The following is an 18,624-nucleotide window of genomic DNA, read 5'->3' on the forward strand; positions in this document are numbered from 1 at the left end:
TTTCGTCAGATTGAGCGGGTATGAGGGTTGCCATACCGACATGCCGCGTGGTGTTCGCGCGGTCTGTGCAGCCTGAATTCGTGAGTGTACCCGCATGCATTTCATCCGCCGTTCGATCCTTCTGAAAATCGCCGCGCCGTTTCCGATTATCTCCACCCTGATCGTTATCGGGGCATGGTTCTACATCCCGATGGTTGTCGAAAAAAGCGCCATGCAGGCCGCGGCCAACTCCGCCCTGCAAACCGCTCATCAGATGGAAACCCTGCGCAGTTACTACACCCAAAACGTGGTGGCAGACGTGAAACGCTCGGGCGATGTAAGCGTCGGCATCGCACATCAGAACGACCCCGAGATGATTCCGCTGCCCGCCACCTTCATTCATGATCTGAGTGCGTTGCTGGCCGCGGAAAAGACAAATGTTGAGCTGTATAGCCCCTTTCCCTTTCCCAACCGGGCGACGCGGCAGCTTGACAGCTTCAGTGAGGAGGCCTGGGACTATCTGAGCGCCAATCCGGAGTCCCATCTTATCCGCAGCGAGGTGGTCGGCGATCAGACATTTTTGCGCGTCGCGGTGGCCGATACGCTGTCCAGCGAGGTTTGCGTGGCCTGCCACAACACCGCGGCCGACACGCCCAAGGATGACTGGAAACTGGGCGATGTACGCGGTGTGCTGGAAGTGCGCCAGAATGTGACGGACGTCTTGGCCTCCACCGCGACGCTCAAGATCGAATTGATCGTTGCAATGATGATCGCGGGTTTCGCCCTGCTGGGGGCCGTGCTCTATGTCACCAAGACAATCACGAACCCGCTTGGACAGGTTTTGCACACGGTCGGCCGCATGACCGACCGGAAATATGACAATGATTTCCCGGCGAAGGATCGGATTGACGAGGTGGGCCGGATTGCCGGTGCCCTTGATCAGCTCCAGACCACGCTGCACGAGGCGCAGGAGGCGGATGACCGGCAACGGATGCAGGCACAGGCACAGACAGAGGTAGTCGCGGAGGTGAGCAAAGGCCTCGGTAAACTGGCCGAAGGTGACTTTTCCTGCCCGATCAACACCCCATTCGACGCAAGCTACGAAGTTCTCAGAACCAATTACAACAAAACGATCACAACCCTCGGCACCTCGATGAACAAACTGATCGAGACCAGCGACGGCATTGCGATGCGCACGATGGAGATTACCGAAGCCACGGATCAGCTCTCTCATCGGACAGAATCGCAAGCCACGGCCCTGGAGAAAACCTCGACATCGCTGGGCGGTGTGACGGAGGGTATTTCCAATGCTGCGGAAGGCATCAAGGTCGTCGAAGGCTATGCGGTGGAGGCCCGCAACCACGCGCAGGAAAGCGGCGAGGTGGTGTCGCGCGCGGTGGAGGCGATGTCCGAGATTGAAAGCTCTTCCTCCACCATTTCGCGCATTGTCGGAGTGATCGACGATATTGCCTTTCAGACCAACCTTCTGGCCCTGAATGCCGGGGTGGAAGCCGCCCGCGCCGGTGAGGCGGGCAATGGGTTTGCGGTTGTGGCGTCGGAAGTGCGCGCATTGGCGAAACGCTCGGCCGAGGCCGCCGGAGAGATTGGCGCGCTCGTCGCGCAAAGCTCGCAACATGTGCAGACCGGCGTCGAGCTCGTGGGCAAGACCGGTGAAGCGCTTGAAACAATCATCGAACGGGTCGAGAAGATCTCGGCCGAGATTGCCGACATCTCGAAAGGCGCCGCCGAACAGTCACAGGGGCTGACCGAGATCAACACCTCCGTCACCAGTCTCGATCAGATGACCCAGCACAACGCCGCCATGGCCGAAGAATGTACGGCCGCCACGCATGAGTTGTCGCAAAATGCGCGCCTGCTGGCGTCGCTCATCAGCAAGTTCAAGACGGTCAAGCAACACCCTGAGAAGGAACATGCTCCGCTCAAGAAAGCAGGCTGATCCTCCTGCGCAGCGACCCAGCCATGCCGTCTACGAACCCGAACCTGTCCCGAAAGCGGCCTGGCGCCTTCCCCCTGCCATGAGCGACTGTCAGAGAAAGAAAGACACCCGCCCAAATTCGGCGGCAACCGGCGATACCGGTGGTTGGCGTCTCTTAAACCAGACACTCCATGAGCTGTTCCGCGGCAAATCTGCTGCGAAGAAATGGCCAGCCCCGCCCTTCGGCCCGTCGCTGCACCAGCAATCCTTCGGCTCAGGTGCATGTTCCGTCGCAAAAGCGATTGGTGCGGGCGGTGGGACTCGAACCCACACGGGCACAGGCCCTTCGGATTTTAAGTCCGATATGTCTACCATTCCATCACGCCCGCAGGTGACAAGGGTGTATCGGATTGTTTTGCCGAGTTTAAGCCCCGATGCGCATGTCGCGTGGCCTAAAGCTCTTCTTCCTCCGCCTCAAGCACGGGCAGCAGGTGGCGTTCGCCAAGCCAGGGGTTCAGACCCAGCGCGCGCCGCAGGACAAGCGCGGCTTCGGCCTTGCGATCCAGTTCCACGAGGGTGAGCGCCTGCCCTGTCAGCGCGGCAACGTGGCCCGGCGTGATGCGCAGCGCCTCTTCGAGGTCCGGCAGCGCCGCAGCGAAATCCCGCCGCAGATAATGCACGAAGGCGCGCTGGTTATAGCCTTCGGCATAGTCCGGGCAATACGCCACCAGCGCCTCGAACGCCACGAGCGCCCCCTCGAAATCATATGATTCGCGGCGCGCCATACCTTCGGTCAGCAACTCTTTCGCCCGCGCATCGGGCGCATCGAGCCACAGCTCCCACATCTGATTGGATATCTGCCGCCCCGTCGCCTCATCCGGCGCTGATTGCGCCGCGCGCGTCAGTTCTTGCAGAGCGGAGGAGTGATCGGGCGCGGCGGGGCATGTGTCTGCGGCAGCCGGAGCGCTGAGCAGAAGACAGAGGCATGTGGTCAGATATCGCATCTTGCTATTGTGACCTTTGGCGCGCCCGGGTCAAATCACATCCGCCAGCGTGTTTTCCTTGATCGCCTGCATGGCCACAAAGGTCGACGTGCTCGAAACATGCGGCAATGTCGATATTTTCTCTGCCAGAACAACACGGTAGTCGTTCATATCCTGCGTCCGGATCTTGAGCAGATAATCAAAATTTCCGGCAATGAGATGCACCTGCTCAATCTCGGGAATGCGCATCACCGCCGCGTTGAACGCCGCGAGCGCTGCCTCCCGGGTACTTTCGAGCCGCACCTCAACAAAGCTGACATGATCGAGCCCGAGCCGGATCGGATCGAACAACGCGCGATAACCGGTGATTACCCCGGTCGCTTCAAGCCGCCGCAGCCGCGCCTGGGTGGGCGATTTCGACAGACCGATGCGCTGTGCCAGCTCGGTAACACTGATCCGGCCATCGGCGCTGAGATGTTTCAGGATCGCCTGATCGAACTTGTCCATCTGCGGAAGGTCATTTGGCATATATTCACCCCTTTTATCGGTCTAATAGACCATCAAATCGCAAATATCAGTCATTTGTACCAAGGGAGCCGTGGTATAGAAAGACAAATCCCTCTCACAAGTGAGTCTGCCATGCTTGCCCCCCTCGACGCCCGCCGCCTGATCGACACAGCCACCTATGCCGATGAAGCCACCACGCTGGACCGCCTGATCGCCGAAGCCGCGCTCAGCCCTGATGACCGCGCCCGGATTACCGCACGCGGCGCCGATCTGGTGCGGGCGATCCGCAACCATTCGAGCCCGGGGCTGATGGAGGTCTTTCTGGCCGAATACGGGCTCAGCACGGACGAAGGGATCGCGCTGATGTGTCTTGCCGAGGCGCTGTTGCGGGTGCCCGATGCCGAGACGATCGATGCCCTGATCGAGGACAAGATCGCGCCCTCGGACTGGGGCAAGCATATGGGGCATTCGACCTCGCCGCTGGTCAATGCGTCAACCTGGGCGCTGATGCTGACGGGCAAGGTTCTGCAAGAGGACAGCCCCGGCCCGGTGGGTCATTTGCGAAGCGCCATTAAACGCCTGGGTGAGCCGGTGATCCGCACCGCCGTGGGCCGTGCGATGAAGGAAATGGGCCGCCAGTTTGTCCTGGGCGAGACAATCCAGAGCGCCATGGACCGCGCTGCGGGGATGGAGAAGAAGGGTTATACCTATTCCTATGACATGCTTGGCGAGGCCGCGCGCACCGATGCGGATGCCACGCGCTATCATCTGGCCTATTCCCGCGCGATCACCGCGATTTCAAGCGCTTGCACCCATAAGGATATCCGTAAAAACCCCGGTATTTCGGTAAAGCTTTCGGCACTGCATCCGCGCTACGAGGTGGCACATCGCGCCCAGGTGATGGACATATTGATGCCGCGTCTGCGGTCGCTCGCCCTGCTGGCGAAGTCGGCAGGCATGGGTCTGAACATCGACGCGGAAGAGGCCGATCGGCTCGCACTGTCGATGGATGTGATCGAGGCCACGCTGTCAGAGCCGAGCCTGGCGGGCTGGGACGGTTTCGGCGTGGTGGTGCAGGCCTATGGTCAGCGCGCAGGCCATGTTCTGGACTACCTGCACGACCTGGCGACACGGCTGGACCGCCGGATCATGGTGCGGCTGGTAAAGGGCGCCTATTGGGATACGGAGATCAAACGCGCGCAGGTCGCCGGGGTCGATGGCTTTCCGGTCTTTACCGCAAAAGCCGCGACCGACATCTCTTATATCGCCAATGCCCGCAAACTGCTGAGCATGACCGACCGGATTTATCCGCAATTCGCCACTCACAACGCGCATACGGTGGCCGCGATCCTCGACATGGCGGACGACAAGCAGGCCTTCGAATTCCAGCGCCTGCACGGTATGGGCGAGGCTTTGCATGACCTCGTGATGAAGGCCGAAAACACCCGGTGCCGGATCTACGCCCCGGTGGGCGCGCATCGCGACCTGCTGGCCTATCTGGTGCGCCGCCTTCTGGAAAACGGTGCCAATTCGAGCTTTGTCAACCAGATCGTCGATGAGGATGTACCGCCGGAACAGGTGGCGCGCGACCCGTTCGACGCGATCAGTGATGCGCCGCCTGCACTGCCGACCGGCCCTGAGCTATTTGCACCGGAACGCAGCAATTCCAAAGGGTTCGACCTCAGACATGAACCAACGCTTGAAGAGGTCGAGGCCGCCCGCGCCCCCTTTGCCACCCACGAATGGGCGGCCCGCCCCCTGCTTGCAGGCCAGGCGCGGCCGCAACCGCCCGAGCCTGTCGCAAACCCCGCCAACCCCTCGGATCAGCCGGGCACCGTGGCCACGGCAAGCAAAGATGATATCGAAACCGCGCTGGCCGCCGCAACGGCCTGGGACGCGCCGCGCGCCACCCGTGCCGAGGTGCTCAACCGTGTGGCCGACCTTTACGAGGAAAACTTCGGGGAAATTTTCGCGCTTCTGGCGCGGGAGGCAGGCAAGACCCAGCTCGACGCGGTTGCAGAGCTGCGCGAGGCTGTGGATTTCCTGCGCTACTACGCCGCGAATGCGCCGGAACGCGATCCGGTGGGCGTGTTCACCTGCATCAGCCCCTGGAATTTCCCCCTGGCCATTTTCACGGGGCAGATCAGTGCCGCGCTGGCCGCTGGCAATGCCGTGCTGTCGAAACCCGCCGAACAGACGCCGCTGATTGCGCATTTTGCCGTGTCGCTCATGCACAAGGCAGGCGTTCCGACCAGCGCGCTGCAGCTTTTGCCCGGCGCGGGCGATGTGGGCGCCGCACTCACCTCAGACGCGCGGATCGGCGGCGTGGCCTTTACAGGCTCGACCGAAACCGCCCTGAAAATCCGCTCTGCCATGGCGCGGCACATGGCGCCCGGCGCGCCGCTGATCGCCGAGACCGGCGGGCTGAACGCGATGATCGTGGACAGCACCGCCCTGCCCGAACAAGCGGTTCAGGCGATTGTCGAAAGCGCGTTCCAATCCGCCGGCCAGCGCTGCTCGGCGCTGCGCTGTCTCTATGTGCAGGAGGACATTGCCGAGAGTTTCACCGAAATGCTGACCGGCGCGATGGATGCACTTTGCATAGGTGACCCGTGGCACTTATCCACAGATTGCGGCCCTGTGATTGATGATGAGGCACATCGGGGTATTTTTGCCCACATTCAACAGGCGCGTGCCGACGGGCGGCTGATGCATGAGATCGCCACCCCGAATACCGGCACGTTCATCGCGCCCACGCTCATCCGGGTGAACGGGATCGCCGATATGAAACGCGAGATTTTCGGGCCGGTGCTGCATTTGGCGACGTTCGGCTCGGACGAGTTGGACGAGGTGATCGACGCCATCAACGCCACGGGCTACGGGCTGACCTTCGGCCTGATGACCCGGATCGACGACCGCGTGCAACACGTGACCGAGCGCGTCGAGGCCGGAAACCACTATGTCAACCGCAACCAGATTGGCGCCATCGTGGGCAGCCAGCCCTTCGGAGGAGAAGGGCTGTCGGGCACCGGGCCGAAAGCTGGCGGGCCGAATTACCTGGCCCGCTTCTCGGCCCATGTGGCGCCTGCGGCAGGCTCGGGTTGGGAGGGCCCGATGCCTGCCGATGTCATGCAAGAGGCCGTCACGCGCGCCAATGCTGACAGCGCCCCTGCCCCCGTGGATATGGTTCTGCCGGGTCCGACGGGCGAATCCAACCGGCTGACCGCCCGTGCCCGCCCGGCACTGCTGTGCCTCGGCCCCGGCGCCGAGGCGGCGGCCCTGCAGGCCCGCGCGGTGCGCGAGTTGGGAGGCGTGGCGGTCGAGGCCACCGGCGGGCTGCCCGCAGAGGCGCTGACCCCGATGCACGGCATTTCGGGTGTGCTGCACTGGGGTCCGGAGCAGGACGCGCGGGAGTATGTGGAGGCGCTGGCACAGCGCGAGGGGCCGATCGTACCGCTGATCACCGGCCTGCCCGATCTGGGTCATGTGCGGCTGGAGCGCCATGTCTGCGTCGACACCACCGCGGCGGGCGGCAACGCCGCGCTTTTGGGGGGAACATCTTGACCTCCTAAAGGCTTGTCGCCACTGTCGCCCCGATGCTTCCGATCCGCGATCATAACCCGTCGGGGCGTACGCCCTATGTGACCTACGCCCTGATGGCCATCAATATCGTGGTGTTCATCAGCTACTGGCCGCTATTCGCGGATCCGCGCGGGCTCAACGAGTTCTTCTACGAATGGTCCATGGTGCCCGTGCTGGTGACAATGGAAGGCACGTATCACACCATTTTCACGTCGATGTTCCTGCATGGCGGCTTCATGCATCTGGCCGGCAACATGCTGTTCTTGTGGATCTTCGGCGACAATATGGAAGATGAGATGGGCCATTTCGGCTATCTGCTGTTCTATCTCGCCGCAGGGATGGGCGCAGGGCTGGCGCATGTGGCGGCAGGGCCATATTCACAGGTGCCGACGGTGGGCGCGTCGGGGGCGATTGCCGGGGTGATGGGCGGGTATCTTCTGCTTTTCCCGAAGGCGCGAGTCGATATCCTATTGATTTTGATCGTCTATTTTCGAATTTTCTCGATCCCGGCCTGGATCATGCTGGGCGTGTGGTTCGCAATCCAGCTTTTTGGCGGGGCCGGGTCGGACCTGAACAGCGGCGGCGTGGCATACTGGGCGCATGCGGGTGGCTTCGTTGTCGGGCTTGTGCTGACCTTGCCGGTGTTCCTGCGCCGTGGCGGACCAGGATTCTGGGACAAGACAGACGGGCATCCGCCCCATCCGGAGGCCAAATATCCCTATGTCAAAAGCAATATCCCCGTGATCAAACGCAAATAGGTGCATCATGAAAGCAAGCTGTCACTGCGGGGCTGTTGAACTGGAGATATCCCTGCTCAACGGGCTGGAGGGCGCACATCGCTGCACCTGCAGCTTCTGCAAGCGCCGCGCCGCACCCAATGTGTCGGTGCCGCTGGAGGCGCTGCGCGTGGTGAAAGGGGCTGACAATCTGACGCTTTACACCTGGGGCACGCACACGGCGCAGCATTATTTCTGCAAGACCTGCGGGATCTACACCCACCATCAGCGCCGCTCGAACCCGAATGAATACGGTGTGAACCTGGGCGCGATGGAGGGGGTAAACCCCGCCGATCATGAACCCATGCCCTGGCTTGACGGGCAGAACCATCCGTCGGATCAGTAGCGCAGCCGCCTGTCAGGGCGGATAAGCGGCTACGCCCCCCGGATCACCTTGCTGAACTTGCTGAAAATCGCCTCATTAGCGCAGATCACTTCGCCATCAGACAGGATATCCCCGCCCGGCGTGAGCGGCTCGATCAGACCGCCCGCCTCTTTCACGATGATCACGCCGGCCGCCATATCCCAGGCATTGAGCCGCCGCTCCCAGAAACCGTCATAGCGCCCGGCGGCCACATAGGCCATGTCGAGCGCGGCGGAGCCCCAGCGGCGCACACCGGCACAGGCGGGCAGCAGACGGGCAAGATCCTGCAATGTTTCCGGCAGATCCGCGCGGCCCCCGAACGGCAGGCCGGTGGCAAAGATGCTCTCGATCATCGCCGAGCGGCCCGAGACCCGCAGCCGCGCATCGTTGACAAAGGCCCCCTCGCCCTTTTCGGCGAAGAACAGCTCGTCCTTGGCGGCGTCATAGATCACCCCGGCGACGATCTGGCCCTTATGCTCCAGCGCGATGGACACCGCCCAATGCGGCAGCCCGTGCAGAAAGTTGGTCGTGCCATCCAGCGGATCGACGATCCAGCGGCGGGTCGGGTCCTGACCCTCGATCTCGCCCCCTTCCTCGGCCACCCAGCCATAGGTGGGGCGTGCGCCCAGAAGTTCGTCTTTCAGAATCGCTTCGGCGGCAAGATCAGCGCGGCTGACGAAATCGCCCGCGCCCTTCATCGACACCTGCAGGTTCTCAACCTCGCGGAAGTCCTTGGCCAGCGACCGCCCCGCCTTGCGCGCGGCTTTCATCATGATGTTGAGATTGGCACTGCCGCCCATGGGAGTTGCTCCTGATGTCTTAAGGCCGCGCGTATACGCCGCGCGGGGCCGTGGCACAAGGGGGTGCGCGCGTCAGATGTCACGCTGCAGGCGGACCGGAATATCACGCGCCAGCCTGATGAGCTGCGCCATATAGGGCTTGTCGGCATCTTCTTCGCGGATGGCCGCGTAAAGCCGTTTGGTCAAACCGGCTTGCGTGACTTTCCTTGTGACGTAATCCGAACTTGTTCTCACCTCGCGCACCACCCAGTCAGGCAGCACCGCGACGCCGCGATTGGACGCCACAAGCAGCAGGATCACCGCCGTCAATTCCACTTGCCGGATCGCGCGCGGCTCGACCTTGGCGGGCGTTAAAAGCTCGGTGAAGACATCGAGCCGCGACCGGTCCACCGGGTAGGTGATCAGCGTCTCTTCGCGGAAATCCTCGGCCTCGACCCACGCCTTCTGAGCCAGGGGATGCGCACTGGAGGCCACGAAAACCGGCTCGTAATCAAAAAGCGGCTTGAAGATGATGCCGGGCAGGTCCTCGGGGTCGGAAGAGACGACAAGATCGACCTCCTCCTTTTGCAGGGCGGGAAGCGCGTCAAAGGCAAGGCCGGGGCGGATATCCACATCCACATCGGCCCAGGTCTTGCGAAACCGCTCCAGCACCGGGAAAAGCCATTCGAAACAGGCGTGGCATTCGATGGCGATATGCATCCGCCCCGAGGAGCCTTCGCGCAGCCCGGCAAACTCGCTCTCCAGCGCCTCGATCTCGGGCAGGACCTTTTCGGCAAGCCGCAACAGACGCTGGCCCGCCGCCGACAGCTTGAGCGGCTTGGAGCGGCGTACGAAAAGCTCAACCCCGGCCTGATCTTCCAGGCCCTTGATCTGATGGCTTAGCGCGGATTGCGTGATGTTCAGCAGATCGGCGGCCCGCGCCAGCCCGCCCGCCTGGTGAATTGCCCGGATCGTCTTGAGATGCCGGAACTCGATATGCATTTATGAACGACCCTCATAGAAACCATGAATTTTATGAAGTTGTCTCACATTGCTGCGCCTGCAACAAGAGGCCAACACCTCTTTCAAAGGATCATCACCATGAAAACTCCCCGCGTCTCCTTCGAGTTTTTCCCTCCAAAATCGCTCGAAGCGTCGTTCCGCCTGTGGGACACGGTACACGCCCTCGCCCCGCTTGAGCCGCGTTTCGTTTCGGTGACCTATGGCGCGGGCGGGACCACGCGCGAGCTGACCCGCGACGCGGTGGGCACGCTGCATGCCTCCACCGAGCTGAACGTGGCCGCGCATCTGACCTGTGTCGAGGCCAGCCGCGAAGAGACGCTTGCCGTGGCCGACAGCTTTGCCCGGGCGGGTGTGAGCGAGATTGTGGCGCTCAGGGGCGATCCGCCCAAGGGCAGCGACCGGTTCGAGCCGCATGCCGACGGGTTTGCCAACAGTTGCGAGCTGATCGAAGCGCTGGCGGACACGGGCAAATTCACCATCCGTGTCGGCGCCTACCCGGAGAAACATCCCGAGGCCACAAGCCGCAAGGCCGATATCGACTGGCTCAAGCGCAAGATCGACGCGGGCGCGGCCGAGGCGATCACCCAGTTCTTCTTTGACCCTGAAACCTTTTTCCGGTTCCGCGACGATTGCGCCAAGGCAGGCATCGATGCGCCGATCATTCCCGGTATCCTGCCGATTGAGGACTGGAGCGGTGTACGCCGCTTTGCAACCGCCTGCGGGACGAGCATCCCGGCCTGGCTGGACGAGGCGTTCGACAAGGCGGTGCGCGACGGTCGGCATGACCTTCTGGCCATAGCCGTCGCGACGGAGCTCTGCAGCGACCTGATCGAAGGCGGCGTGGAGGACCTGCATTTCTACACGCTGAACAAGCCCGACCTGACCCGCGAGATTTGCCACGCTCTGGGTGTGACGCCGCGCGTTCAATTGCAGAACGTGGCCTGAGAGGCGCCCCTCGTCAGCCCTTACAGGCTGCCTCGGTCAGGCGATCCCACCTTGCACCAAACGATCGGCCAGTTGCGCATAGGCCTGCGCGATTGGCCCGTCGCCTGCGGCAATCGGCGTACCGCCATCCCCTGCGAGGCGCGTGTCGAGGTCGATAGGCAGTGCGCCGAGGAAAGGCAGGCCAAGTTTCTCCGCCTCTGCCTTCACCCCGCCATGACCGAAGATCTGCGCCTCATGCCCGCAATTGGGGCAATGGAAGGTCGACATATTCTCGATCAGCCCCAGAACCGGCGTTTTGAGTGTGCGGAACATGTCCATCGCCTTGCGCGCATCGAGCAGGGCAACGTCCTGCGGGGTTGAGACAACGATGGCCCCGGTCGGCGCGGATTTCTGGCAGAGCGTGAGCTGCACATCGCCCGTGCCGGGCGGCAGGTCGACGATCAGCACGTCAAGCTCACCCCAGCGCACCTGAGAGATCATCTGTTGCAGCGCCCCCATCAGCATCGGCCCGCGCCAGACCACGGCCTTGTCCGGGTCAAGCATGAGGCCGATGGACATCAGCGTCACGCCATGCGCGTGCAAAGGTTCAATGATCTTGCCGTCAGGGCTGGCCGGGCGCTTGTTGACCCCCATCATGCGTGGCTGCGAAGGCCCATAGATATCCGCATCCAGAAGCCCGACACGGCGGCCCTGCCGGGCCAGCGCCACAGCCAGATTTGAGGACACGGTGGATTTACCCACCCCGCCCTTCCCGGACGCAATCGCCAGGATCGAGCGCACGCCATCGGGCCGCACCGGGCCCTCCGTCGGTTTCGGATGCCCGCCGATCTTGAGGTTGGGCGGCGGTTTGGCGGCGGCAGCCGGGCCATGAGCGGTCAGGACCACCGACGCCGCCCCCACCCCCGGCAGAGCAAGAACCGCCCGCTCGGACGCCGCGCGCAGGGGCTCCATTTGCCGTGCCATGTCGGCATTCGGCGCCTCGATGACAAAGCGCACCTGATCTCCTTCGATGGTCAGGGCACGCACCATGTCGCGCGACACCAGATTGCCGCCATCCGGCAGCTCCAGCCGCTCCAATTGTGCAAGAATTTCGGAGCGGGTGATGCTCATGATAACCTCCTGGATTTCAGTCATGCCTATAGGTGGCAGAATTAAGCGCGACGGCAAGGGGCTGGCGGGCGAATTTCCCCGCCACAAGACCGGAGCAGAACATCTCATGCTGCAATGCAGCATAATATATGTATCTCAAAACCCTCATTTTTAACCAAATTTCCCAATAAAAAGCATTACGTTACGGAAGGCCCACCCATGCAACAGATGCATAACGGCCTTGAACAGCCATCCATTGTGCAGTTGCAGCATTGGTTTATATAGGCGTCAAACAGGTCGGATCGTCCGCAAAGAGGACCCCTCAATTCGATCATAGGAGTATCAAGATGACGTTTGTCGCCCAACACAACACCGGCTTTGCATGCCTGAAGCTGGATATCGCCGCCGCGATCTATGCGGTGATGCAGCGTTATGACGATTATCGCGCCTACCGCGAAACCCTGAACCAGCTGCGCGACCTCGACGACCGCCAGCTCGCGGATCTGGGTATCAGCCGCAGCGAGATTGCCGCCACGGCCCACAAGGCCGCGTTCGGCGTGTAAGACATAAGAATACAGGCGCTTCCTCCTCCCTGAGCGCCTGCATATGACCCAAGGCACCTCTCCTCCTCCCTTGTGCCTGGGTTGCTCAATCGGATCGTTTTATCCGATGACGATCACGTTGGCCCTTCCTCCCTGTGGTGCCAACTGTGTGTAAACGGCGGAACCAGTCCCTCCCGGCTGGGTCCGCCGTTTTTTTTGGCTCAGCCGTGCAGGAGGCGCGCCGGGTTGCCCACCACTGTCGCCTCGGCAGGCACATCTCGGGTGACGACGGCCCCGGCGCCGACAATGGCACCGTCGCCGATGCGCACGCCCGACAGGATGATCGCCCCGCCGCCGATCCACACCTCGCGGCCGATGGTGATGGGCCGCGCCTGTTCCAGCCCGGCACTGCGCTTGACGCGGTCCTTGTGATGCTGCGGGCAATAGAGCTGCACACCGGGGCCAAGCATGCTCTGCGCGCCGATGGTCACGGGCGCTGTGTCCAGAATGGTGCAGCCTGCGTTCATGTAGACATGATCGCCCAGCGAGATATGCACACCATAGGCACAATGAAACGGGGCTTCGATATAGACCTCACGCCCGACCTGCGCCATCAACGCGCGCAGATCAGGGGCAATGCCGCCGCGCCGGTCGGGGGCCATGTGATTATGCGCATGCACCGCCGCGCGGGCACGGGCCTGCATCGCCTCCAGTTCCGGGTCCTGACAGCGATACCACTCCCCGGCCAGCATCTTTTCCTTTTCGGTCATGACCGGCATTCGGCCATGCAATGCCGTTCAATGCAAGCGGCGCGTCCGGCGCTTGGGACGTGTAAGGCCCAGGCGCGCCTCGCGCAGGAACCCCACGAAGGCTTGCGCGGCGGCACTTTCAGGATTGCGCGCCTCGGGCAGCTGCAGCGCGGCGGACACGGTCGCTGCGGTCACGTCTCCAGGCCCGGCAAGGGCCCATTCCAGAAACCCCATGCGCGCGGCGGCATCGGCCTCGGCGCCCGTGAGGGTCAGCGTTTCAAGGCTGGTCAGGATACGTTGGGTGGTCATCTTCAGCTTCTCCCCGACCACACCCCGGGCCGGATGGGGCGGCGGAAGCTGCGGGAGGGATGAGAGGCTGAGCCCCGGACCATCCGCCCACACCGCCCACCGCGGTTTGACGTCGATCCAAGGCTGGTTTCCGGGCTTGGCGGGTCAGGATGCGGCGCCTTCCCAGGCCGTAGCTGGCCCAGTGGCTGATGTGCCGCATCCCCCGGTCCTTACCGTTGCGGGGGCAGCGCCGGTGTTTCACCGGCTTCCCAATTCTCCCCTAACGCCTTGCGGGCGATCGGGGCACCTCGGAGCTTCACTCTGACCGAGCGGCCAGAGTCGCACAAGCACCAAATTCGGCGGGATCAGAAATTGTTTGGATTGCCCCTCAACAGGCTTCCCGTGCCATCCAGCCGGCCGCCCTGCACCCAGCTGACAAAATTGCCCTCCAGCTTGAGGTGCCAGCATTCGACGGCGACATTGTCATAGGTGAAACAGGCCCGATCCCCCAGCACAGCCCAATAGCCGGTATACCCGTCCGCGTGCACCGTGCCATCGGCGGCGTAATACTCGGCATAGGCACTGCCATCATTCATACTGCCCATGACGGTGTTGCCGCTGAGCGCGGCATGCACCTGCTCTTTTGTCGCCAGGTCCGCCGCCGCGGCCTCACCTGCGGTCAGCATCGCCAAAACCCCGGTAAAAATCACCGTTTTCATTGCAATCTCCTTTCAGAAATTCATCCCTGAAACCACGCCTGCTTCTTCTTGGTCAAAATACTCGAAATCCGGATGCGGGCCAAAATGCGCGTCAGAACGGAATATCATCCGCCCCGGTCACAAATCGCGCGACAATCTTCTTGGTGCCCGCTTTCTCGAAGTCGATCTCCAGCTTGTCGCCCTCGATGGCGATGATCAGCCCGTATCCGAATTTCTGATGAAACACCCGCTCCCCCACGATATGCGCCGAGGTGGCGGCCATGTCGATCACCACGTTCTTGGCCTCCGACGGCTGGCTGACCGGGCGTTGCCCGGCGCGGGCCTGCATCCGTTTCCACCCCGGAGAGTTGTATACATCGGCGCGCGCGGCTTTCTCTTCGATGCTGCTTTGCATGCCCGCCGCCCCGTATCCACCGCCATAGAGCCCCGGCGGGGTCAGCACCTCGACATGATCCTCGGGCAACTCGTCAATGAAACGCGACGGCATCTGGCTTTGCCACTGGCCATAGACCATCCGGTTGCCCGCAAAGGAAATGGTGCAGAGCTGTTCGGCCCGGGTGATGCCCACATAGGCCAGCCGCCGCTCCTCCTCCACACCCTTCAGCCCGCTTTCGTCCATCGACCGCTGTGAGGGAAAAAGCCCGTCCTCCCATCCCGGCAGGAACACGGCCGGAAATTCCAGACCCTTGGCGGCATGCAGGGTCATGATCGAAACCTTCTCGGCCACGTCCTCGCTTTCATTGTCCATGATCAGGCTGACATGTTCCAGAAACCCTTGCAGATTCTCGAACTGCTCCAACGCTTTGACAAGCTCCTTGAGGTTTTCCAGACGCCCCGGCGCTTCGGGTGTCTTGTCGTTCTGCCACATCTCGGTGTAGCCGCTTTCGTCAAGGATGATCTCGGCCAGTTCCACATGGCTGAGGCTCTTGTCGCCGACCATCCGCCCCCAGCGAGACAGGCACGTCAAGAGCCTGGCGAGCTCCGCCGCGCCCTTGCCGCCGAGCCCCTTTTCCTCCAGCAGGATCGCGGCACCCTCGACCAAAGGCACGCCATTCGCGCGCGCGGCCCGCTGGATCTTTTGCTGAGCGACATCGCCCAGGCCGCGCTTGGGGGTGTTCACAATCCGCTCAAAGGCGAGGTCATCGGACGGGCTGACCACCAGCCGGAAATAGGCCATCGCATCGCGGATCTCCATCCGCTCGTAAAAGCGCGGGCCGCCGATCACACGGTAAGGCAGGCCGATGGTCAGAAACCGGTCCTCGAAGGCGCGCATCTGGTGCGAGGCGCGCACAAGTATGGCCATATCGTCAAGGCTCAGCGGATCCATCCCCCGCGTGCCGCGCTGCATCGCCTCGATCTCCTCGCCGATCCAGCGCGCCTCTTCCTCACCGTCCCAATGGCCAATCAGACGGACCTTCTCGCCACCTTCCGCATCGGTCCAAAGCTCCTTGCCCAGCCGACCCTTATTGCCCGCGATCACACCCGAGGCGGCGGCCAGGATATGCGCGGTAGAGCGGTAATTCTGCTCCAGCCGGACCACGTGAGCGCCGGGAAAATCCTTTTCAAACCGCAGGATATTGCCCACCTCCGCGCCGCGCCAGCCATAGATCGACTGATCGTCATCTCCCACGCAGCAGATATTCTTGTGCCCGCCCGCCAGCAGCCGCAGCCACAGATATTGCGCCACGTTCGTGTCCTGATACTCGTCCACGAGGATATAGCAGAACCAGCGCTGATATTGCGCCAGCACATCCTCATGCGCCTGAAAGATCGTCACCATATGCAAAAGCAGATCGCCAAAATCGACGGCGTTCAGCTCTTTCAGGCGGGTCTGGTACTGCGCATAAAGCGCGATGCCCTTGTCATTATACGCGCTGGCCTCTGACGCGGGCACCTGTTCGGGCGTCCAGGCGCGGTTCTTCCAGTTGTCGATCACCGCCGCCAGGGCACGGGCGGGCCAGCGTTTGTCGTCGATGCCCGCGGCCTGCACCAGTTGTTTCAGCAGGCGCAGCTGATCATCCGTATCCAGAATGGTAAAGTTCGATTTCAGCCCGGCCAGCTCGGCATGCCGCCGCAAGAGCTTCACGCAGATCGAGTGAAACGTGCCCAGCCACGGCATGCCCTCGATCGCCTGTCCCATCATTGAGCCCACGCGGTGCTTCATCTCGCGCGCGGCCTTGTTGGTGAAGGTCACGGCGAGGATCTCGTTCGGGGCCGCACGCCCGGTGTTCAGCAGGTGCACAATGCGGGTGGTCAGCGCCTTGGTCTTGCCCGTCCCTGCCCCGGCCAGCATCAGCACCGGACCATCGAGCCGCTCCACCGCCTCGCGCTGCGCGGGGTTCAGGCTGTCGAGATACGGGGCCGGGCGCGCCGCCATCGCGCGCGCGGCCAGGGAGGCGCCTTCAAAGGCGTCGGAATCGTCAAAACTGCTCATGGCGCGCAGGATAGCGCGGCGCGGATCAAAGGAAAAGATGTTCGATTAATGTTCTGCCGCGCGATCAGAACGCCTCCACCCCGGCGGACGAGGTCAGAGCCGACAGATCGCAAACCGTGCGGGCATTCCCCGTGGCGGGCAGATCGTCCTGCGCCCTGCCCCGCCCCGGCGCGGTCGCGGCCCAGCGCACGATCACGGCCTCAGTGCAGCGCAGATAAAGCACGCCCGCCATCGGCGCGGTATGGCGCAGCTCATATTCAAACCGGCCTTCATAGCCGTCGCGGTCAATCATCAGCACCACGGGCATCTTGCCGGTCAGATGCGCTGCGAAAAGCGCCTGATGCACAGAATCGCGCGCGCTCGGCGTGCCGTCGAGCCCCAGTTCGATCACGTGGCTCGGCGTTTCGCAATCAACTCGCACGTGCCGCGCCATGCCATAGACGTCGAAATACTGACGCGTTTCGGCTTCGCCTCCGCCAAGAAAGGCGCAGAGCAGCGCGGCCAGCTGTGTCTCTGTCATTGAAATCCGCTCTTTCCGGTCAGCGATGTTTTCGCGTTAACCATCTATAAGCGAAGGTTAACATGGCGCGGCCTCCGAGGCAAACAAATAGAGAACAAATAGTTAATGCGCGACGTTGCTAGACAAGCACGCACCCACGCAGCTAAATCGCGGGATGGACCTGCACACCCGATATCCTGCGCTCAGCGACCTGCGCGCCCGCGCCAAGCGCCGACTGCCGCATTTCGTGTGGGAGTTTCTCGATAGCGGCACCGGGCGGGACAAGACCAAGGCGCATAACCGCGAGGCGCTGGATGCGATCCGCTTCCTGCCGTCGATCCTGCACGGGGAGATCACGCCGAACCTGGGTGCCTCGCTTCTGGGACAGGATTTCGCCCTGCCCGTGGGGGTGGCGCCGGTGGGCATGTCAGGGCTGGTCTGGCCTGGGGCCGAACGGCATCTGGCGCGCATGGCCGCGCTTGAGAACATCCCTTATGTGCTGTCCAATGTGGCCAGCCAAACGCCGGAAGACATGCACGGCCATGCCGCCGATGGCAGCTGGTTTCAGCTCTATCCGCCGCGCGATGAGGACATTCGCACCGACATGCTGCGCCGGGTGCGGGCGGCCGGGTTCACCACGCTGGTGATGACCGTGGACCTGCCCGCCGGCAGCCGCCGCGAGCGGCAGGCGCGCTCGGGTCTCACCCACCCGCCGCGGCTGACCCCTCGGCTTCTGGCCCAGGTCGCGCTGCGGCCGTCCTGGGCGCTCGGGATGGCGCAACAGGGTATGCCGCGGATGCGCTTCATCGACGATTATTCGCCCAAGACAAAAGGCTTACCAGTCAATGCGCATGTGGGTTATCTGCTGCGCACCTCGCCGAACTGGGACTATCTGCGCTGGGTGCGCGACGCGTGGGAAGGTCCGATGATCGTCAAGGGGGTCCTTCGGGCCGAGGATGCCACAAGGCTGGAAAGCGAGGGGGTCGATGCGATCTGGGTGTCCAACCATGCCGGGCGACAGTTCGATGCCGCACCGGCCAGCATCACGCAGCTGCCGCAGATACGCGCCGCCACGACGCTGCCGCTGATCCTCGACAGCGGAATTGAGACCGGGCTTGATATCCTGCGCGCCTTTGCGTTCGGGGCCGACCTGGTCATGCTCGGGCGCGGTTGGCATTATGCCCTCGCGGCGCTGGGGGCGGCGGGCCCTGCGCATCTGGCCGATATCCTGCGCGAAGACCTCAAATCCAACATGGGTCAGCTTGGGCTGACCCGGCTCAAAGAGGCAAGCGAGCGGCTGATCCCGTCCACGAGCGGGTAGGATTTTGCGCGACCGGGTAGCCCGGCCGATCGGAAACCTTGCACAAATGTTTCACAATACCTACAACCGCGCCAAAAGCGCGCTGCACTGCGGCATGACCACAACCACC

General features: G+C 62.7%; 17 protein-coding genes, 1 tRNA gene and 1 riboswitch. Of the genes, 7 read left to right on the forward strand and 11 right to left on the reverse strand.

Annotation, left to right across the window (positions count from 1 at the left end):
* The first annotated feature begins 94 nt into the window (after positions 1-94).
* Positions 95-1,936, forward strand: a complete 1,842-nt coding sequence (locus tag EI983_RS11955) for a methyl-accepting chemotaxis protein (RefSeq protein WP_157707616.1) — start codon at positions 95-97, stop codon at positions 1,934-1,936.
* Positions 1,937-2,218: 282 nt separating this feature from the next.
* Here the strand turns inward: EI983_RS11955 and EI983_RS11960 are convergent.
* The 3 genes from EI983_RS11960 to EI983_RS11970 form a co-directional block, all read right to left on the reverse strand.
* A tRNA-Leu gene (locus EI983_RS11960) sits at positions 2,219-2,304 on the reverse strand.
* A gap of 63 nt (positions 2,305-2,367) precedes the next feature.
* Positions 2,368-2,919 (reverse strand): tetratricopeptide repeat protein, encoded by a 552-nt coding sequence (locus tag EI983_RS11965; RefSeq protein ID WP_157707617.1) that lies wholly within the window; start codon positions 2,917-2,919, stop codon positions 2,368-2,370.
* Positions 2,920-2,949: 30 nt separating this feature from the next.
* Positions 2,950-3,426, reverse strand: a complete 477-nt coding sequence (locus tag EI983_RS11970) for an Lrp/AsnC family transcriptional regulator (protein WP_157707618.1) — start codon at positions 3,424-3,426, stop codon at positions 2,950-2,952.
* A gap of 111 nt (positions 3,427-3,537) precedes the next feature.
* On the opposite strand from EI983_RS11970, the gene putA reads away from it, so the two are divergent.
* The 3 genes from putA to EI983_RS11985 are packed head-to-tail and all read left to right on the forward strand — an operon-like array spanning position 3,538 to position 8,109.
* Entirely contained in the window at positions 3,538-6,969 is a 3,432-nt protein-coding gene (gene putA, locus EI983_RS11975) for a bifunctional proline dehydrogenase/L-glutamate gamma-semialdehyde dehydrogenase PutA (protein ID WP_157707619.1), read from the forward strand.
* Positions 6,970-7,001: 32 nt separating this feature from the next.
* Complete coding sequence (locus EI983_RS11980) at positions 7,002-7,745, forward strand: rhomboid family intramembrane serine protease (RefSeq protein WP_157707620.1); 744 nt, start codon at positions 7,002-7,004, stop codon at positions 7,743-7,745.
* A gap of 7 nt (positions 7,746-7,752) precedes the next feature.
* Complete coding sequence (locus tag EI983_RS11985; protein WP_157707621.1) at positions 7,753-8,109, forward strand: GFA family protein; 357 nt, start codon at positions 7,753-7,755, stop codon at positions 8,107-8,109.
* Between the two features lie 29 nt (positions 8,110-8,138).
* Here EI983_RS11985 and EI983_RS11990 read toward each other — a convergent pair whose 3' ends face one another.
* A complete protein-coding gene (locus EI983_RS11990) occupies positions 8,139-8,927 on the reverse strand; it encodes an inositol monophosphatase family protein (protein ID WP_157707622.1) in 789 nt (262 codons plus the stop codon).
* 72 nt (positions 8,928-8,999) lie between these two features.
* Positions 9,000-9,908 (reverse strand): LysR family transcriptional regulator, encoded by a 909-nt coding sequence (locus tag EI983_RS11995; protein WP_157707623.1) that lies wholly within the window; start codon positions 9,906-9,908, stop codon positions 9,000-9,002.
* Positions 9,909-10,007: 99 nt separating this feature from the next.
* On the opposite strand from EI983_RS11995, the gene metF reads away from it, so the two are divergent.
* Positions 10,008-10,874 carry a methylenetetrahydrofolate reductase [NAD(P)H] gene (gene metF, locus EI983_RS12000; protein ID WP_246162148.1) on the forward strand — a complete coding sequence of 289 codons (867 nt, stop codon included), beginning with the start codon at positions 10,008-10,010 and terminating at the stop codon, positions 10,872-10,874.
* A gap of 36 nt (positions 10,875-10,910) precedes the next feature.
* Here metF and EI983_RS12005 read toward each other — a convergent pair whose 3' ends face one another.
* Entirely contained in the window at positions 10,911-11,984 is a 1,074-nt protein-coding gene (locus EI983_RS12005) for an Mrp/NBP35 family ATP-binding protein (RefSeq protein ID WP_157707625.1), read from the reverse strand.
* A gap of 326 nt (positions 11,985-12,310) precedes the next feature.
* Between EI983_RS12005 and EI983_RS12010 the strand changes: the two genes are divergently transcribed.
* Positions 12,311-12,526 (forward strand): DUF1127 domain-containing protein, encoded by a 216-nt coding sequence (locus EI983_RS12010; RefSeq protein ID WP_157707626.1) that lies wholly within the window; start codon positions 12,311-12,313, stop codon positions 12,524-12,526.
* Positions 12,527-12,726: 200 nt separating this feature from the next.
* Here EI983_RS12010 and EI983_RS12015 read toward each other — a convergent pair whose 3' ends face one another.
* From EI983_RS12015 to EI983_RS12035, 5 genes are all read right to left on the reverse strand, one after another.
* The gene (locus tag EI983_RS12015) at positions 12,727-13,275 is read right to left on the reverse strand and encodes a sugar O-acetyltransferase (protein ID WP_198389287.1); all 549 of its coding nucleotides are present in this window, start codon (positions 13,273-13,275) and stop codon (positions 12,727-12,729) included.
* A 27-nt stretch (positions 13,276-13,302) separates the two neighbouring features.
* Positions 13,303-13,563, reverse strand: coding sequence for a hypothetical protein (locus EI983_RS12020; protein ID WP_246162150.1), 261 nt, complete (start codon positions 13,561-13,563; stop codon positions 13,303-13,305).
* Between the two features lie 104 nt (positions 13,564-13,667).
* A riboswitch (cobalamin riboswitch) is annotated at positions 13,668-13,868 on the reverse strand.
* Positions 13,869-13,907: 39 nt separating this feature from the next.
* Entirely contained in the window at positions 13,908-14,261 is a 354-nt protein-coding gene (locus EI983_RS12025) for a hypothetical protein (RefSeq protein ID WP_157707629.1), read from the reverse strand.
* Positions 14,262-14,352: 91 nt separating this feature from the next.
* A complete protein-coding gene (locus EI983_RS12030) occupies positions 14,353-16,695 on the reverse strand; it encodes an ATP-dependent helicase (RefSeq protein WP_157707630.1) in 2,343 nt (780 codons plus the stop codon).
* Positions 16,696-16,759: 64 nt separating this feature from the next.
* Positions 16,760-17,215, reverse strand: coding sequence for a hypothetical protein (locus tag EI983_RS12035; RefSeq protein WP_198389288.1), 456 nt, complete (start codon positions 17,213-17,215; stop codon positions 16,760-16,762).
* A gap of 154 nt (positions 17,216-17,369) precedes the next feature.
* Between EI983_RS12035 and EI983_RS12040 the strand changes: the two genes are divergently transcribed.
* Entirely contained in the window at positions 17,370-18,515 is a 1,146-nt protein-coding gene (locus EI983_RS12040) for an alpha-hydroxy acid oxidase (protein WP_157707631.1), read from the forward strand.
* Positions 18,516-18,624 lie beyond the last annotated feature (109 nt).

Origin of the sequence: Roseovarius faecimaris (genome assembly GCF_009762325.1) — a bacterium.
In the GTDB taxonomy this organism is placed as follows: Bacteria; Pseudomonadota; Alphaproteobacteria; order Rhodobacterales; family Rhodobacteraceae; genus Roseovarius; species Roseovarius faecimaris.

Excerpts from the sequence above, each read along its gene's own strand:
- EI983_RS11955 (WP_157707616.1), top strand. The coding sequence starts at position 95 with ATGCATTTCATCCGCCGTTCGATCCTTCTGAAAATCGCCGCGCCGTTT.
- EI983_RS11965 (WP_157707617.1), bottom strand. The coding sequence starts at position 2,919 with ATGCGATATCTGACCACATGCCTCTGTCTTCTGCTCAGCGCTCCGGCT.
- EI983_RS11970 (WP_157707618.1), bottom strand. The coding sequence starts at position 3,426 with ATGCCAAATGACCTTCCGCAGATGGACAAGTTCGATCAGGCGATCCTG.
- putA (WP_157707619.1), top strand. The coding sequence starts at position 3,538 with ATGCTTGCCCCCCTCGACGCCCGCCGCCTGATCGACACAGCCACCTAT.
- EI983_RS11980 (WP_157707620.1), top strand. The coding sequence starts at position 7,002 with ATGCTTCCGATCCGCGATCATAACCCGTCGGGGCGTACGCCCTATGTG.
- EI983_RS11985 (WP_157707621.1), top strand. The coding sequence starts at position 7,753 with ATGAAAGCAAGCTGTCACTGCGGGGCTGTTGAACTGGAGATATCCCTG.
- EI983_RS11990 (WP_157707622.1), bottom strand. The coding sequence starts at position 8,927 with ATGGGCGGCAGTGCCAATCTCAACATCATGATGAAAGCCGCGCGCAAG.
- EI983_RS11995 (WP_157707623.1), bottom strand. The coding sequence starts at position 9,908 with ATGCATATCGAGTTCCGGCATCTCAAGACGATCCGGGCAATTCACCAG.
- metF (WP_246162148.1), top strand. The coding sequence starts at position 10,008 with ATGAAAACTCCCCGCGTCTCCTTCGAGTTTTTCCCTCCAAAATCGCTC.
- EI983_RS12005 (WP_157707625.1), bottom strand. The coding sequence starts at position 11,984 with ATGAGCATCACCCGCTCCGAAATTCTTGCACAATTGGAGCGGCTGGAG.
- EI983_RS12010 (WP_157707626.1), top strand. The coding sequence starts at position 12,311 with ATGACGTTTGTCGCCCAACACAACACCGGCTTTGCATGCCTGAAGCTG.
- EI983_RS12015 (WP_198389287.1), bottom strand. The coding sequence starts at position 13,275 with ATGACCGAAAAGGAAAAGATGCTGGCCGGGGAGTGGTATCGCTGTCAG.
- EI983_RS12020 (WP_246162150.1), bottom strand. The coding sequence starts at position 13,563 with ATGACCACCCAACGTATCCTGACCAGCCTTGAAACGCTGACCCTCACG.
- EI983_RS12025 (WP_157707629.1), bottom strand. The coding sequence starts at position 14,261 with ATGAAAACGGTGATTTTTACCGGGGTTTTGGCGATGCTGACCGCAGGT.
- EI983_RS12030 (WP_157707630.1), bottom strand. The coding sequence starts at position 16,695 with ATGAGCAGTTTTGACGATTCCGACGCCTTTGAAGGCGCCTCCCTGGCC.
- EI983_RS12035 (WP_198389288.1), bottom strand. The coding sequence starts at position 17,215 with ATGACAGAGACACAGCTGGCCGCGCTGCTCTGCGCCTTTCTTGGCGGA.
- EI983_RS12040 (WP_157707631.1), top strand. The coding sequence starts at position 17,370 with ATGGACCTGCACACCCGATATCCTGCGCTCAGCGACCTGCGCGCCCGC.